Below are 16,053 nucleotides of genomic sequence, written 5' to 3' on the forward strand. Positions count from 1 at the left end.
TCATAAGCTGCCCTCATGATGCTCCCCGCGGCACTGTTGCTGCTCGGTGCCCTGACCGCCGTCGTCGCTCCCCGGCTGCTGGCCCGGGCCGACTGGGCGGACCGCGAACCCGTCCTCGCCCTGTGGGTGTGGCAGTGCGCGGTGGCGGCCGTCCTGCTGTGCTGTGCGCTGTCGATGACGCTCAGTGCGGCGCTGGCCTGGCAGGTGGTGCGCGGCCAGGTCTTCGCCCCGGCGCCGCACGCCGTGATGGAGGCCTACGGGCTGGGTACGACCGGGCCATGGGCCGCGCCGACCGCGGTGGCACTGGCCTGTGGCGGGGTGTGGACCGCGGCGATGCTGATGCGTGAGGTCGTCCGCACGCGGGCCCGGCGTCGGCTGCGGTGTGCCGAACTCCTCGTGCGTGCACCGCTGTTGCCAGGTGAGGAGTCGGGCAGTCGGCTCGTGGTGCTGGAGGGGGAGCGGTCCGACGCCTGGTGGCTGCCGGGTGGTACGGCACCGCGCCTCGTCGTCACCACAGCCGCGTTGCGGCGCCTGAAGGGGCGGCAGCTGGACGCCCTGGTCGCACACGAGGAGGGACACACCCATGCCCGGCACGACTGGCTGCTGCACTGCTCGGCAGCGCTGGCCGGCGGGTTTCCGCAGGTTCCGGTGTTCGCCGCGTTCCGGCACGAGATGCACCGGCTGGTCGAACTCGCCGCCGACGACATGGCGTCCCGCCGCTTCGGCAGGCTGACCACCGCACTCGCGCTGGTCGAACTCAACGAGGACCGCGGCGTGTTCGGCCCCGTCCCGACCCCGCACGCCCATCTGCCCAAGCGGGTCCACCGGTTGCTCACTCCCCCGGACCGGCTCACGGCGGCCCGTCGACTGCGGCTGACCGCTGCCGCCGCGCTGGTTCCGGTCGTTCCGCTGCTGGTGGCGTTCGGACCGGGGCTGCGGGCGCTGGGCTGATCGCCCGGCATCCCCGGATCCCGGCATCCCCGCATCCCCGCATCCCCGCATCCCCGCATCAGGCCCCCGCAGGCCCCCGCAGGCCCCCCGCAGGTTCCCGACGACACCTCGACGTCACCCCGAAGCCAATCTGCTGTCGACCCGGATCCGCCCGGGATTGGCCTCACTCCCCACGGGTCGGCGAGGATCGCAGCATGCACACCCCGCCCGTCGACTCCCCGCCCCGTCCTCCGGCGCACCGCGCTGCCGCCCGCGCCGCCGGTGTCCTCGGGTTGTGCTGCACGCTGCTCCTGGTGCTGGTCTCGGCGGCTTGGCCGCCTCTGATCACCTTCGACGACGACCTCGCCCGCACCACCCATCGCTGGGCGGTCGACGAGCGCGGCGTCACCCAGGTCTTCCGCGTCCTGACGGACTGGGTCTGGGACCCGTGGACGATGCGCATCGTGGTCGCGGCCGTCGTGGTGTGGCTGGTGTGGCGGCGCGCCGACTGGTGGACGGCCACGTGGCTGACGGCCACCTGTGCGCTGGGCACGCTGCTGCAGCAGTTCCTGAAGGCCGTGGTCGGGCGCTCACGGCCCGTCTGGTCCGACCCCGTCGACACGGCCCACTACGCGGCCTTCCCGTCGGGCCACGCCATGACCGTCATGGTGGTGTGCGGTCTCCTGCTGTGGCTGCTGCACCGCCACGGCACCACCCGCGCCCTGTGGGTCACGGCCCTGGCCGTGTCCGTGGTCTCCGTCGTCGGCGTCGGCCTGACCCGGATCTGGCTGGGCGTCCACTGGACCACGGACGTGATCGGCGGCTGGCTCCTAGGCGCCCTGATGGTGGCCCTGGCGGTGCTGGCCCAGCTGCGGTGGCGGCCGTGAACAGCCTCGTAGGATCACGCCATGGCTGCCGTGTTGTTCGACTTCTCAGGAACCCTCTTCCGCATCGAGTCCAGCGAGTCATGGCTGCGGGCCGTCCTGGCGCAGAGCGGGCTCTCCCTCCCTGAACCCGAGTTGCTGCGTGCCGCGCAGGCCCTCGAGGACATGGGCGCCCTGCCCGGCGGGGCCCCCGCCGCACAGCCGGTCCCCGGCGACCTCGGCTCCGTCTGGGAGATCCGCGACAAGAGCGCCGAACTGCACCGGGCCGCGTACACCGGCCTCGCCCGCCGAGTACCGCTCCCCGACCCGGCGTTGCACGACGCGTTGTACGAGCGGCACATGACCCCGGCCGCCTGGACCCCGTACCCCGACGCCGTCGAGGTGCTGCGCACGCTGCGCGAGCGCGGGATCGGGGTGGGCGTGGTCAGCAACATCGGCTGGGACCTGCGCCCGGTGTTCCGGGAGCACGGGCTGGACGCCTATGTCGACACCTACGTGCTGTCGTACGAACACGGCATCCAGAAACCTGACCCGCGGCTGTTCGAGACGGCGTGCACGGCGCTCGGCGTCGCCCCCCGGGACGTCCTCATGGTCGGCGACGACCGGCGCGCGGACGGCGGTGCGGCGGCGCTGGGCTGCGGGGTGCATTTCGTGGACCACCTGCCGGTGGCACAGCGGCCGGACGGGCTTCGTCCGGTGCTGGATCTGGTCGGCTGAGCGCGGCGTCCGAGGAGAAAACCCGCGAAGGAAAGCCGACAGAAGCCGACGGTGACTGAAGATGACCGGAGAAGACCGGAGAAGACCGACGGAAAAAGTAGCCCCAGGCCACCACTTGAAAAAAGCGCGCCCGCCTCGGACGATCCCCCGCGTCGCCCGAGGCAGACGGCAGCCCCGACCAGGCCTTTGTGAGGGCCGGTCCGGACGTCCTGAGTATAGTTGGCTGGCAGCCAGTCAACACAGGAGTTTCAGCATGTCCCCGCGCAGCGCCTCGGTCAACGAAGAGTTGCGCCGGCGTTCCCGGGAGCGGCTCCTGCAGTCGGCGGTCGAGCTGGTGAGCGAGCGCGGATTCGAGGCGACGACGCTCGGCGACATCGCGGACCGGGCCGGCTCGGCGCGCGGCCTGGTGTCCTACTACTTCCCCGGCAAACGCACGCTGGTCCAGTCCGCCGTCCACCGGCTGATGCACCGCACGCTGGAAGAGGCGCTGGAGCGTGAGCCGCGCACCGAGGACGGCCGGGAGCGGATGGCGCGGGCCATCGACGCGATCCTGGGCCTGGCGCGGGACCGGCCCGTGCTGATGCGCCAGCACATGGCCGGGCTGCTGCAGGCGGAGGGCTTCGTGCCGTGCCCGGAGCAGCGGCGCCTGGCCGAGCTGCTGCGCGACACCGTGGAGCGCACCGGCTCGCAGGACGTCGACGCCGACTACCCGATGCTGCGCGCGTTGCTCATGGGGGCCGTCTACGCGGCGCTCGTGCCCGGCGTGCCGATGCCCGTGCCGGTGCTGCGGGCCGAGTTGTTCGAGCGCTACCGGATCGACTGGGAGCAGGGGGTCCCGCCGGACACCGAGGCGGCGTCCGGCGGGGCCGGCGACAAGGATCTGTCGAGATTCTTCGCGACCGGGGCCGCGCCGGAGCACGGCCGGGACGGTCAGTCGAAGTAGTCCGGCTGCGTCTGGACGTTGAGCTCGCCCAGTCGGACCCGCTTCGCCGGGTCGGTGCGCCGGTCGCTGAGCTTCAGCACGTCGAAGCCCTTGGCGATGTCGTTCGAGTAGATGTAGCCGTTGTAGTAGTACGCCGACCAGGAGCCGCCCACCGTGAGCGCGTCAGTGGTCAGCGGGCCACGCTCGAAGTACGCGATCTCCTTGGGCTCAGAGGAGTTGGTGAAGTCCCAGACGGAGACGCCGCCCTGATACCACGCCTGGACCATGAGGTCCTTGCCCTTGACCGGAATCAGCGAGCCGTTGTGGGCCACGCAGTTCTCGGTGTCCGCCTGGTGACGGGGGATCTTGTAGTAACTGCGGAAGACCAGCTTGCGGTGGTCGCCCCGGCCGACGATGTCGTAGATGCCGTCGGCGCCGCGGTTCGGGCCGATGGCCGCGTTGCAGGTGGCGGCGCCACCGCCGCCCAACTCGTCGGTGAATACGACCTTGTCGGCCCTCTGGTTGAAGGTCGCCGAGTGCCAGAACGCGAAGTTCACGTTGTCCTGCACCCGGTCGATGACCTTCGGATGCTCCGGGTCCTTGATGGAGAACAGGATGCCGTCACCCATGCAGGCGCCCGCCGCCAGGTCCTTCGAGGGCAGCACGGTGATGTCGTGGCAGCCGGTGGTCTTGGAGACTCCCGGGTTGGTGGGCGAACCGGGGTTGCCGCCGCCGTCCGGGCCCTCGCCGGGGAAGAGCACCGGGAAGTCCACGACCGCCGCCTTCTCGGGGGCGCTGCGCGGCACCTTGATGACCGAGATACCGTCGTGCGGCGGCTGGCAGTCGGGGTACGTGGCGCTCGGCGAGTACGAGGAGACGTAGAGGTAGACGTTCTGGCGCTCGGGCACCAGCGTGTGGGTGTGCGAGCCGCAGGCGGTCTCGACGGCGGCGACGTACTTCGGGTTGGTCTTGTCGCTGATGTCGAAGACCTTCATGCCCTCCCACGACGACTTCTCGGTCGCGGGCTGCGTGGTGCTGTTGCAACTGCTGTCGCTGCGCGAGGAGTCCGTGGACAGGAACAGCAGGTTCCCGGAGACGGTGATGTCGTTCTGCGATCCCGGACACAGGACCTGGGCCACGGTCCTGGGCGCCTTCGGGTTGCTGATGTCGAAGATGCGGAAGCCGTCGTAGTTGCCGGCGAAGGCGTACTTGCCCTGGAAGGCGAGGTCCGAATTGGTGCCGGGCAGCTGGTCCTTGGGGATGTTCACAAGGTGCTCGACGTTGGCGGAGTGGACGACCTCGTCCGGGGCCGGTATCTCGTCCTTCGCGATCGCCGCCCGGACCTTGGCCTCGACGCTCTTGGACACCTCCTTGCCCGCGGCCGGCGCGTCCCCGGGGTCGGGGGTCGCGGCCGCCGGAACAGCCGTCAGCAGGGCGGCCAGCAGGCCGGCCGCCGCCGCCACAACTCCCAGACGTCTGTGCCGGGTTCGGGGGTTGTTCAACAGGATCACTGCTTCCTCCCTGGCGCCGTTCGTTGTGAACGGTTAACGCACTCCGAAGTATGGTCTTCATCATGCCCATATCAACAGTAGGCAACGAAGCTGTAATGAAGGTTTTCGATCATTCATGCGCGGAAGCGTGCTAGGACGGTCGTCAGCACTCACGAGGTGCCCCTCATCCCGCCTGCCCAGGAGGTCGCTGTGCCCTTCCGCCGCGCGTTGCGCGCCCCCCTCGCCACGGCCGCGCTGACCGCCCTGGCCGCGCTCGGGCTCGGGGCCTGTGACTCCGGCCCGGACGACCCCGAGCCCGCCGCCGCGACCGGCTCTTCGGTACTGGTGCCCGGCAAGCCCGGTGAGGCGAACCGGACGATGTCCGCCGAGGACGCGCAGGCGCAGCGCGTCGACGACGACACGCCCAACACGGCGGACGTCGGCTACGCCCGCATGATGATCGCGCACCACACCCAGGCACTGGAGATGACCGAACTCGCCCCGGACCGCGCCCGGTCCGTGAAGGTCAAGGCACTCGCCGAGCGGATCGCGGCCGCACAGGGCCCGGAGATCAGTAGCATGCAGGGCTGGCTGAAGGAGTACGGCGAGGACGAGAAGAGCGAGAGCCACGCCCACAGCACGATGCCCGGCATGGCGACCGAAGCGCAGCTGAAAACGCTGCGCGCGGCCCGGGGCACGGCTTTCGACCAGCTCTTCCTCACTCTGATGATCACTCACCACGAGGGGGCGATCGCGATGGCCACGGACGTCAAGGGCCAGGGCAACAACGTGCGGATCGAGGAGATGGCCGACGATGTGATCGCTCAGCAGACGAGCGAGATCACGCGGATGCGAACCATGCGGTGACCGGTCACATCACAGCGGCCCGCCACACCACGACGGCCCGCCGAATCGCGGTGACCGCTGAACCGCTGGGACCCGCCGAACGGAACGGTCCGCAGTGATCCCCTGAACCGCAGCGAACCGCAGCGAACCGCCGAACGGTCCGCAGTGATCCACTACTGAACCGTGGCGATTCGCCGACCCGAAGTGACCCCGCCACACCGCAACGGCTCTCCGCCCGCGGTGGCCCGCCAGGTGTGCAACAGCCGCGGTCAGCGCCGTGCGTGGCGTGGCGTCAGGAAGCCCGCGTCCCGTGCCTGCGCGATCAGCCTGAGGGACTTGCGGCGGCCGTGTCCGGTCGCGCACATCACCGCGACGACGGGATCGGCGCCCTCCTCCTGGGCCGCGCGGTACTCCTGCGCGACGAGCCACCGTCCCTCGATCCCCCACGGCCACGCGGGACGGGCCCGGCGCGACCCGGACGTCTCGCAGCCGGACGCGGGCCCACCGCCGCAGGCCTCGAACAGGGGCCCCTCGATCCAGTCGGCGAGGTCGGCCAGGTCGTCGAGCGAGAGCGCCGGCCGGGCCCGGACGTCCTCGACCGAGATGCCCGCGCCGGACACCACGGCGAGCGCGTCGACCCGGGCACCGTCGGCGAAGTCCAACCGGACGTCGAACCACGAGGTGGCGCCCCCGTCTTCCCGCACTTCCCACGCGGGCCGCACGGACACGGTGCCGCCCGTCGGACAACGATCAGAAAGATTAAGAAAGGATGCTTCCAGCACACACGCAACGTAACCGCATGATCACAATCCATACGAATGGACACGCGTACCGCCACCGCGCACGGCACCCTGACAGCGGAGCGGCGACGGTGCCATCCTGGAAGCGTCAGCGATCTCCTGCGGATCCATCGGATCCCCCAGATCTTCATCGGATCCCCCAGATGAGGAGTCCGGCCGTGCTCCGTGTCGCCGTCGTGGGTTCCGGGCCGAGCGGGTGCTACACCGCCCAGGGCCTGGTCCAGCAGGATCCCGAGGTGCTCGTCGACGTCCTGGACCGGCTGCCGTGTCCCTACGGCCTGGTGCGGTACGGCGTGGCACCGGACCACGAGAAGATCAAGTCGCTGCAGAACAATCTGCGTACGGTCCTGGAGCACGAGCGTGTGCGGTTCCTGGGGGGCGTCCAGATCGGCCCCGGCGGGGTGCCGGCCGCGCGGCTGCGGGAGCTGTACCACGCGGTCGTGTACTGCGTGGGCGCCGCCACCGACCGGCACCTCGGGATTCCAGGGGAGGACCTGCCGGGGAGCTGGTCCGCGACGGAGTTCGTGTCCTGGTACAGCGCGCACCCCGACTCCGCGGCCGAGGGTTTCGTCGCCGGAGCCCGCTCCGCGGTGGTCATCGGCGTGGGCAACGTCGCCGTGGACGTCACCCGGATGCTGGCCCGGAGTCCGGCGGAGCTGAACCCGACCGACATGCCCCACAGGGCCCTGACCGCGCTGGCGGCGAGCCAGGTGACCGAGATCCACATGGTGGGCCGGCGCGGACCCTCCCAGGCCCGTTTCACGACCAAGGAACTGCGTGAGCTGGGCGCCCTGCCGGGCACCGAAGTGGAGGTCGATCCGCGGGAGTTGGCTTTGGACCCGGCCTACGACGACCCCTCCGCACTGCCCGCCGCACAGCGCCGCAACGTGGAGGTGCTGCGCGGCTGGGCGAAAGCCCCGGCCCAGGAAGCAGCGCTCCGCCGGATCCGGCTGCGGTTCTTCCTGCGGCCCGTCGGACTCCTCGCCGTGGGAGGGCGCGTGGGCGCGGTGCGCTTCGAGCGGACGGTTCCGGACGGGCGGGGCGGGGTGAGGGGCACGGGACGGTTCGAGGAGATCGAGGCGCAGTTGGTGCTGCGCTCGGTGGGCTATCGCGGAGTTCCGCTGGAGGGGCTGCCGTTCGACCCGGCGAGTGGCACGGTGCCTCATCTGGCCGGCCGGGTCCTGCGGGAGGGCGCGGTCGCGCCCGGCGAGTACGTGGCCGGCTGGATCAAGCGCGGCCCGACGGGTGTCATCGGCACCAACCGGCCGTGCTCCAAGGAGACGGTCACCTCGCTGCTCGAGGACGCCCCCGTACTCGTACACGAAGAGCTCCCCGAGGATCCGCTCGTGGCACTGCGGGCCGACGGGGTCCGACCGGTCGAGTGGGCGGGGTGGCAGGCGATCGAGCGGGCCGAGGCGGAGCTCGGGGCCTCGCTGGGGCGGAGCGTGGTCAAGCTGCCGGACTGGGAATCGCTGCTGACAGCGGCGCGGTCCATGACCCCTTGAAGTGCTCTCCCGGCTGAAGCCGGGAAATTCCTGCTTACCTTGCGGCAGCGGGTTTGACGCGTTTCGCGCGCCTGACGACCGCCCTCCCGGCAGCCGGGATGAGCGCGAGGCCCATCCGGTTCAGGTGCAAGACGTTCCGGGCTGCGTTGTGGTCGGCGTTGCCCGACCAGCCGCAGTCCGGGTTCTTGCACACGAACACGGCCCGGTTCTCCCTGCTCCCGGGCGTGGTGAAGCCGCACGCTGAGCAGCGCCGGGAGGTACCGGGGGCGGGTACCTTGTGCAGGGTGCCGCCGAGCCGGGCGCTCTTGTACGTCAGCATCGTGACCGTGCGGCCCCATGCCTCCCCGCTGATGGAGCGGTTCAGTCCGGACTTCTGGGCGACGTTCTTGCCCGGCTCCTCAGTGGTTCCCCTGGCAGACTTGGTCATGTTCGTGATGCTGAGTGCTTCGACCACGACGGTGCCGTATGTGCGGGCGATGTCGGTGGTGGTCTTGTGCTGCCAGTCCAGGGCCCGGCGCTTGGCTTTCGCACGGAGTCCTGCGATCTGGTCGTAGGTGTGCTGCAGTCGGCGACTGGTGCGCCCGCCGGGCTTTCGGTGTGCCTTGCGCCGCGCGGCGCGTTGCTCCAGGTGCAGGAGCCTGGCCTTCTCCTTGCCGGTCAGCCATTCGCCGTTGATCAGTCGTGCCCCGGTGATCCGGTTCTCCGCGCCCGCGCGCTTGCCGGCCGGAAGGTCTCTGGTCCAGCGGAAGCGGACGCGGCCCACCTTGGGAATGCTGGCCATGCCCCAGCGTCGGTGCACGCGGATGATGTTCAGATCGCGGCCCTGTGGGATGTCCACGGACATCACCGTGCGGAACCGACCCTTGAAGTTCGGGGCGTCGGCGCGCCCGGCCCAACAGTTCTTCCATGCCTGGAAGTACGCCTTGAGTACCGCTTGCGCGGCCTGGGCGGGCAGGACGGCCAGGAAGTCGATCTCCTGGCGGGCCTGACGGATCGCGGCGTCCGCGTTCGCGACTGTCCGCATCTCCTTCGGCCCGGCGAGGAGCGTGACATCACGGTGTCCTGCCCCCTCGGCAGCCACGACCGCGGCGACCTGGAGGTGACCGCGCAGGGCTACCGCACGTCCACGGTCTCCACCCGCGGCCGGCGCTGAGCCGTCGACGGCACCCGGCGCACGTCACCGTCCGGCGGCCGCCGGCCGCCGGACCACAGCCTCTGCGCGGATCGCTCAGGCGTCGGTTCCGGTGAGAGCGGCGGTCGCCTGCCAGAGCTTCCCGGCGACCGCCAGGTCCAGGCCCGCCCGGCCGGGCTTGCGGATCAGCGGGTGGCCCGTGAAGCTGAACAGCCCGTCCGGTCCGACGTAGGCGTTGCCGGGGACGTCCTGCGTGGCCGCGTACATGAGCGGCAGCGCTCCGCGCTCGGCGTCCTGCACCAGGAACGGGAGCCGGTTGACGAATCCCAGCGGCGAGTGCGTGACCAGTCCGGTGCGCGCGATGCCAGGGTGAGCGACGACCGAGCGGACATGGCTGCCCGAGTCGGTCAAGCGGCGCTGCAGTTCCAGCGAGAACAGCACGACGGCGAGCTTGGACGACTCGTACACGGCCAGCCCGTTGTACTTGCGGGAGCGCCAATCGAGGTCGTCGAGATCCAGCTTGGCGAAGCGGTGCAGCTGACTGGAGACCGTCACCACGCGGTCGGTCAGCCGCGGCAGCAGCAGGTTGGTGAGCACGAACGGCCCGAAGTAGTTCGTCGCGGTCTGCACGTCGAGACCCTGCGCGGTCCGTGCCGCCGGGATGTCCATCACCCCGGCATTGTTGATCAGCACATCGATGTCCCCGGTGTACGACCCTGCGAACGCGTGCACCGAGTCCAGGTCGGCGACATCGAGTCGCCGGACATCGAACTCTCCACGCATCCCTTCCACTGCCCGGCGCGTCTTGTCGACGTCGCGCACGGCCAGCACCACATGGGCGCCGGCCCGGGCGAGTTCACGGGCGGTCACCAGCCCGATCCCCCCACCCCCACCGGTGATCACCACCGTCACGCCGGCCATGTTCGGCAGCTGGTCCGCGGTCCATTTGGCCATACGAAACTCCTCCAGAGGCGGGCTTGCCCGATTCCTGACATCGCCCAGTAGAAAGGGACCGTGCCGACGGATGAAGGACATGCCCAACCACTGAACGGCAGGGCGTGGCTAACCGTGCGCACGTGCCGGACCATGAGGTGGCGGCATACGACATACGGCACGAGGCATTCGAGGTGGGAAGCTGATGGTGGACACGACACTGGATCGCGACGGCCTGGCCGGCTTTCTGCGCGGACGCCGGGAGTCCCTGCAACCCGAGGACGTCGGGTTGCGCCGCGGCACACGACGGCGCACGGCCGGGCTGCGCCGCGAGGAGGTCGCCGAGCTGTGCGACATGTCGGCCGACTACCTGGCCCGGCTCGAACGCGGTGGTGGTTCCCAGCCGTCGCAGCAGATGGCGGCAGCCATCGCCCGGGGCCTGCGCCTGACCCCGGACGAGCGCGACCACTTGTTCCTGCTGTGCGGGCACCGCCTTCAGACACGGCAACTGCGCGAAGCACACATCAGTCCCGGGCTGCTGCGCGTCATGGACCGGCTGCAGGACACCCCGTCGCAGATCATGGGCCCGGTCGGCGAGACGCTGCAGCAGACGCCGCCGGCCGTGGCGCTGCTCGGCGACGAGACGCGTCACACCGGCCCGGCGCGCAGCGCCCTCTACCGGTGGTTCACCGACCCCGCCGCCGCCCGCCATCGGTACCTGCCGGACGACCACGACCTGCACAGCCGCGTCTACGTCGCCGTCCTGCGCGCCAGTGCCACCGCGCAGGGGCCCGGGTCGCCGGCCGCCTCGCTGGTGGCCGACCTGCAGCACAACAAGGAATTCGCCGAGCTGTGGAACCGCCAGGAAGTGGGACTTCGGTGGAGCAGCGCCAAACGGTTCGTCCACCCCGAGGTCGGACGCATCGACCTGTACTGCCAGACACTGCTCGACCCCGACCAGGGGCAGTCCCTGCTCATCTTCACCGCCACGCCCGGCACCGAGAGCCACGACAGACTCGCCCTGCTGACCGTGCTCGGCGCCGACACGTTCACAGGTTCCTGACGCACATGAGGTCTTTTTCGGAGCCGAGCGCCTTTCGACGCGGCCGTCGCGTGGAGAGCGGGACAGGACACGGCGGCCGGCACCACACTCTCGGCACTTCCTGCGCGCACAGCCGACGCCTCAGGGAACCGACGGGGGTGACGGCCACGCGAGCGGCTGGTGCGTGGACGCGAACACCGTCCTGCAGCAGTGCGCCTTCGACCTGCTGGCCGGCATAGCCACCGCCGCCCGGCTCCCCGACGGCGGCGTCCTCGTCCTGGCGAACGACGAGGACGAGGACACCCCCAGGTGGAAGGTGCTCACCCTGCCTGGTGCGGCACGCTCCGCCGGCCGTGGCCGACGCATTCCGCGCGACCCGGCTCGGCGGTCACCGGGGCCGCACCTCCGGCGCTCTCCCCGAGGCCGACGCCCCGGACGCGATCCTGGCGCGTGCACTGGCCTTCGGGCACTGAGATCTCGGCCCGAGAAACTCCTGGGGACGGTCTTCCCCTCAGCCCGTCGTGCGCCCCCACAGGGGGCCGAACCGTGCCCACTCGGCGTCCCACTGCTCCATGCGCCGGCGTTCCAGGCGCCCCCGCAGGACGCGGCCGCCGACGAAGGGCACGGCACCGGCACCGAAGCCGATCAGGGCACCGGTCATGGCGGCCCGGAGACGGGCCTGGGCGGCGGTGGCGGGCTTCGTCACCAGGCGGCCCTCCGGGTCCGTCCAGACCGTGACCGGGGTCCCGAAGCTGCTACCGGGGTCCACCCGGGCCTGGCCCGTGTGCTCGGAGCCGTCCGGCACGGTCCAGCGCACCTTGGCCCACACCCGCTCGCTGCTCGCCCTGCCGGGGGACGCGGCCACCGTCCCCGGTGCCTGTTCGGTGAGGTGCGCCATGACGGGACGCCACTCGACGCGCTCCCGGGCCATCCCGTGCTCCGCGGTCCGGGCGACGCCCAGACCGGCGAGTACGCCGACGAGGAACGTGAGCGCCCAGGCACCGAGCACGACCCAGGCCTCCACCTCGTCGGCCCGCCGCTTGAGCGCATTGCGCCGCCAGCGCCACAGCCACACCTTCGGACCACGGAACGCCATCGCAGGCATCCTCCTCATCAGCGCACGAACATGCCGGACCGCCCTCCCATACGGGAGCCGTGTCCGGGATGCTCACAGCAAGATTCCCGGCTCGACGGGTCGCACGCGGCCCGATCCCGCGCGACAGCTCCTTCGAAGCGGCCCGTGGACCCCGCAGCACGGTTGCCATCGCCGTGCTGACCTGCGGCGGAGCTCGTTGCGAGGGTGACTGTCAGTGGTGGGGTGCAGACTGGCGGGTGTCTGGGACAAAGACGTCGCGGAGGTGATCGGCATGACCGAAGTACTGCTCGCCGTGGGCACACGCAAAGGCCTGTTCATCGGACGCAGGCAAGGTGGCGCCTGGGAGTTCGACGAAAGCCCCTATTTCAACGCACAGGCGGTGTACTCGGTCGCCATCGACACCCGCGGGGACCGTCCGCGGCTGCTGGCCGGCGGGGACAGCGCGCACTGGGGCCCCTCCGTCTTCCACTCGGACGACCTGGGCCGGACCTGGACCGAACCGGCGCGGCCGGCCGTCAGGTTCCCGCCGGACACGGAGGCCTCGCTGGAGCGGGTCTGGCAGCTGCACCCGGCGGCCGCCGAGCCGGACGTGGTGTACGCGGGCACCGAACCGGCCGCGCTGTACCGCTCCGAGGACCGCGGGGAGAGCTTCGAGCTGGTCCGCCCGCTGTGGGAGCATCCCACGCGGTCCAAGTGGGTGCCCGGCGGCGGCGGTGAGGGTCTGCACACCGTCCTCACCGACAAGCGGGACCCGCGCGCGGTCACGGTGGCCGTGTCGACGGCGGGGGTGTTCCGCACGAAGGACGGCGGCGCGAGCTGGGAGCCCTCAAACTCCGGTGTCTCCGCGGTGTTCCTGCCGGACCCGAACCCGGAGTTCGGCCAGTGCGTCCACAAGGTCGCGCAGGACGCGGCCAACCCGGACCGGCTGTATCTGCAGAACCACTGGGGCGTGTACCGCAGCGACGACGCGGGCGGGCACTGGACGGACATCGGCGCGGGCCTGCCGTCCACGTTCGGCTTCGCGGTGGCGGCGCATCCCCGGCGCGGCGACACGGCGTACGTGTTCCCGATCAACGCCGACGCGGACCGGGTGCCGGCGGGCCGGCGATGTCGGGTCTTCCGGACGGCGGACGCGGGCAAGAGCTGGCAGCCCCTCACGGCGGGCCTGCCCCAGCAGGACCACTACGGCACGGTGCTGCGGGACGCGATGTGCACCGACGACGCCGACCCGGCCGGCGTGTACTTCGGCAACCGCAACGGCGAGGTGTTCGCGTCGGCGGACGACGGCGACAGCTGGCGGCAGTTGGCCGAGCATCTGCCGGACGTGCTGTGCGTACGGGCCGCGGTGGTCGGATGAGCCCGAACCGCTGACCGGTCTGACCGCCGTGCGGCGGCCTTGGCCACCGGTTCAGCCATTTCCTGAAGGTGACGGTGACGGCACCACGGTGACGGCACCACGGTGACGGCACCACGGTGACGGTGACGCCCACCGACTCCCTGGGCAGGACGTTCGACGTGCAGACGTACGACTTCGCCCAGTGACAGGGGTGCCTCGCCCACCAGGTCCGCCACTACCGGTGTCGGGGGTACTCCCCCGGGTCAGGGGCAGGCAGAACCCGCCCCTGACCACGGCCTGCCCGCTTCAGTCCCACCGCGTGGGGCTCCCCCAGGAGACGAGGAAGTTGCCGGCACTCCGGCAGGAGAGGCGGCCGCTGCGACGGTCATGTCCTACGGCAGGCGCCAGTCAACCGGCTGGGCACCCTGCCGGACCAGTAGGTCGTTGGCCCTGCTGAACGGACGTGAGCCGAAGAAACCGCGGTCCGCCGACATCGGGGACGGGTGGGCGGACTCGATCGCAGGAAGATCCCCGAGCAACGGCCGCAGATTTCGTGCGTCACGCCCCCAAAGGACCGATACCAGCGGTGTACCGCGCGCGGCCAACGCCCGGATGGCCTGCTCCGTGACCTCCTCCCACCCCTTGCCCCGGTGCGCGGCCGGCTTGCGGGGTGCCGTCGTCAACGCCCTGTTGAGCAACAGCACACCCTGCTCGGTCCACGGCGTCAGATCCCCGTTCGACGGTCTGGGCAGCCCCAGGTCGGAGTGCATCTCCCGGAAGATGTTCTCCAGACTCCCCGGCAAGGAGCGCACCTCGGGCGCCACCGCGAAACTCAGCCCGATCGCCATACCCGGCGTGGGATAAGGATCCTGGCCGACGATCAGGACGCGGACGTCATCGAAGGGCTGTTGGAAGGCCCGCAGGACATTCGCCCCAGCCGGCAGGTAGGTCCGGCCCGCCGCTATCTCGGCCCGCAGGAAGTCCCCCATGGCGGCAATGCGTTCGGCCGCAGGCTCAAGGGCCTTCGCCCAGCCTGCTTCAACAAGTTCATGCAAAGGTCGTGGTGCCACGGGGCGTCACTCTACTGGCCCGCACCAGGACCCGGCACAAACGCAGAAGCCCTCACACACGGACGCCGCTCTCGGCGCTACTCTTCCTTCCTCGTCGAGATCTTCGGGCCGGTCCAGCAGATCACGCAGCCGGTCACCGGGAAGGTGGGGAACGTGTCGCGTCCAGTGGCCGAGCCACTCCGTCAGGGTCGACGGCCGCGGCAGCCCCAGGTCGGTGCTCAGCTCCCGGATCTGCCATGACCGGTGCGGGGGACGGGTTCCTCGCCGTCGACTCCGGCGGCTCCGGCCTCCGCGTCGTCGTCGGTACGGCCGCCGGCACCCGGCAGGCCGAACGGGAGACTCGGGAGCCGGTACGCACGGGCGACCGGGGTATCGACCCGGCACACCTCATGGAACAACTGGTTCCCCTGGTCCGCGCGTTGATCACCGAGACCGGGATCGGCGGGCTGGGCACGGCGGTGATCGGTGCCGCCGGCCTCGCCACCCTGGGTGAGGCACTGCGTGCCGAACTGCCTGGCGCGCTGGCGCGGGAGTTCGGCGTCCGTGAGGTCGCGCTCGCCGCGGACGCGGTCACCGCGTACACCGGTGCCCTGGGGCCCCGGCCGGGGGCGGTTGTCGCCGCGGGTACGGGTCTGATCGCGATCGGTACGGACCTCATGCGCTGGCGCCGGGCGGACGGCTGGGGGCATCTCCTCGGCGACTGCGGGGGCGGTGCCTGGATCGGGCGGGCCGGGCTGGAGGCGGCGCTGCGCGCCCACGACGGCCGGGAGGGCGGCTCCGCGCGGCTGCTGACCTGTGCCGAGGAGGTGTTCGGTCCCGCCCGCGAGCTCCCCGGCACGCTGTATCCGCGCGCGGACCGTCCCGCCGTACTCGCGTCCTTCGCGCCCCAGGTGGCGGGCTGTGCGGCCGAGGACCCCGTCGCCGCGGGGATCCTGCGTGCCGCGGCCCGGCACATGGCCGACTCCGCGGCCGCCGTCTGCCCGCCGGACGGCGAGCCCCTGCTCGCTCTCACCGGGGGCCTGTTCAGGATGGGCGACCCGCTGGTCCTACCGCTGGAGGAGGAGTTGGCGAGGCGGCTGCCGCATGCGCGGCGGGTGGCGGCCGAGGGCGATCCGTTGCGGGGTGCGGTCCGTATCGCCATGGCTCTGGCCACCGGTTCGCTCCCTCTGCCAGGTGATGACGCAATGCTGTCCGTGGTTGACATGAAAGGCGACGCGGTCCGTGGTTGACATACATGGCGAAAGTGAGGCCGGAGCAACTGCTGAATACTTCTGATCTGTACGTAACTCATCAGACAAAAGCGGACGGATACCGCTCACCTGCACCCTCCCCGAACAGGGGAGCCCAGTA

At 70.9% G+C, this 16,053-nt stretch carries 15 protein-coding genes; 9 read left to right on the forward strand and 6 right to left on the reverse strand.

The features are described from left to right. Positions 1-15: 15 nt before the first annotated feature. The 4 genes from M2271_RS03730 (at position 16) to M2271_RS03745 (ending at position 3,474) form a co-directional block, all read left to right on the forward strand. Positions 16-951 (forward strand): M56 family metallopeptidase, encoded by a 936-nt coding sequence (locus M2271_RS03730; protein ID WP_280885607.1) that lies wholly within the window; start codon positions 16-18, stop codon positions 949-951. 194 nt (positions 952-1,145) lie between these two features. Continuing rightward, the gene (locus tag M2271_RS03735; RefSeq protein WP_280885608.1) at positions 1,146-1,817 is read left to right on the forward strand and encodes a phosphatase PAP2 family protein; all 672 of its coding nucleotides are present in this window, start codon (positions 1,146-1,148) and stop codon (positions 1,815-1,817) included. 21 nt (positions 1,818-1,838) lie between these two features. Then, positions 1,839-2,531: an HAD-IA family hydrolase gene (locus M2271_RS03740; RefSeq protein WP_280885609.1), complete on the forward strand. Its 693-nt coding sequence runs from the start codon at positions 1,839-1,841 to the stop codon at positions 2,529-2,531. Positions 2,532-2,784: 253 nt separating this feature from the next. Beyond that, positions 2,785-3,474, forward strand: coding sequence for a helix-turn-helix domain-containing protein (locus tag M2271_RS03745; protein ID WP_280885610.1), 690 nt, complete (start codon positions 2,785-2,787; stop codon positions 3,472-3,474). On the opposite strand, the gene M2271_RS03750 is transcribed toward M2271_RS03745, so the two are convergent. Then, positions 3,462-4,964, reverse strand: a complete 1,503-nt coding sequence (locus tag M2271_RS03750) for a hypothetical protein (protein ID WP_280885611.1) — start codon at positions 4,962-4,964, stop codon at positions 3,462-3,464. The two genes, M2271_RS03745 and M2271_RS03750, sit on opposite strands and share 13 nt — an antisense overlap. 189 nt (positions 4,965-5,153) lie before the next feature. On the opposite strand from M2271_RS03750, the gene M2271_RS03755 reads away from it, so the two are divergent. Further along, entirely contained in the window at positions 5,154-5,810 is a 657-nt protein-coding gene (locus tag M2271_RS03755; protein WP_280885612.1) for a DUF305 domain-containing protein, read from the forward strand. Positions 5,811-6,058: 248 nt separating this feature from the next. Here M2271_RS03755 and M2271_RS03760 read toward each other — a convergent pair whose 3' ends face one another. Beyond that, positions 6,059-6,517 (reverse strand): DUF6214 family protein, encoded by a 459-nt coding sequence (locus tag M2271_RS03760; RefSeq protein WP_280885613.1) that lies wholly within the window; start codon positions 6,515-6,517, stop codon positions 6,059-6,061. A 230-nt stretch (positions 6,518-6,747) separates the two neighbouring features. On the opposite strand from M2271_RS03760, the gene M2271_RS03765 reads away from it, so the two are divergent. Further along, entirely contained in the window at positions 6,748-8,094 is a 1,347-nt protein-coding gene (locus M2271_RS03765) for an FAD-dependent oxidoreductase (RefSeq protein WP_280885614.1), read from the forward strand. Between the two features lie 34 nt (positions 8,095-8,128). On the opposite strand, the gene M2271_RS03770 is transcribed toward M2271_RS03765, so the two are convergent. Together M2271_RS03770 and M2271_RS03775 are read right to left on the reverse strand one after the other, a co-directional pair. Continuing rightward, positions 8,129-9,175, reverse strand: coding sequence for a transposase (locus M2271_RS03770; protein ID WP_280885615.1), 1,047 nt, complete (start codon positions 9,173-9,175; stop codon positions 8,129-8,131). 147 nt (positions 9,176-9,322) lie between these two features. After that, positions 9,323-10,180 carry an SDR family NAD(P)-dependent oxidoreductase gene (locus M2271_RS03775; protein WP_280885616.1) on the reverse strand — a complete coding sequence of 286 codons (858 nt, stop codon included), beginning with the start codon at positions 10,178-10,180 and terminating at the stop codon, positions 9,323-9,325. A gap of 184 nt (positions 10,181-10,364) precedes the next feature. Here M2271_RS03775 and M2271_RS03780 point away from each other — a divergent pair, with 184 nt between their 5' ends. Continuing rightward, the gene (locus M2271_RS03780) at positions 10,365-11,222 is read left to right on the forward strand and encodes a helix-turn-helix transcriptional regulator (RefSeq protein WP_280885617.1); all 858 of its coding nucleotides are present in this window, start codon (positions 10,365-10,367) and stop codon (positions 11,220-11,222) included. Between the two features lie 490 nt (positions 11,223-11,712). On the opposite strand, the gene M2271_RS03785 is transcribed toward M2271_RS03780, so the two are convergent. Further along, entirely contained in the window at positions 11,713-12,297 is a 585-nt protein-coding gene (locus M2271_RS03785; RefSeq protein WP_280885618.1) for a hypothetical protein, read from the reverse strand. Between the two features lie 271 nt (positions 12,298-12,568). Between M2271_RS03785 and M2271_RS03790 the strand changes: the two genes are divergently transcribed. Beyond that, positions 12,569-13,654, forward strand: a complete 1,086-nt coding sequence (locus tag M2271_RS03790; protein WP_280885619.1) for an exo-alpha-sialidase — start codon at positions 12,569-12,571, stop codon at positions 13,652-13,654. 371 nt (positions 13,655-14,025) lie between these two features. Here the strand turns inward: M2271_RS03790 and M2271_RS03795 are convergent, their stop codons facing one another. Continuing rightward, positions 14,026-14,703, reverse strand: coding sequence for a uracil-DNA glycosylase (locus tag M2271_RS03795; protein ID WP_280885620.1), 678 nt, complete (start codon positions 14,701-14,703; stop codon positions 14,026-14,028). A gap of 236 nt (positions 14,704-14,939) precedes the next feature. On the opposite strand from M2271_RS03795, the gene M2271_RS03800 reads away from it, so the two are divergent. Then, entirely contained in the window at positions 14,940-15,932 is a 993-nt protein-coding gene (locus tag M2271_RS03800) for a BadF/BadG/BcrA/BcrD ATPase family protein (RefSeq protein WP_280885621.1), read from the forward strand. Positions 15,933-16,053 lie beyond the last annotated feature (121 nt).

The organism is Streptomyces sp. LBL (assembly GCF_029893585.1).
Classification (GTDB): Bacteria; Actinomycetota; Actinomycetes; order Streptomycetales; family Streptomycetaceae; genus Streptomyces.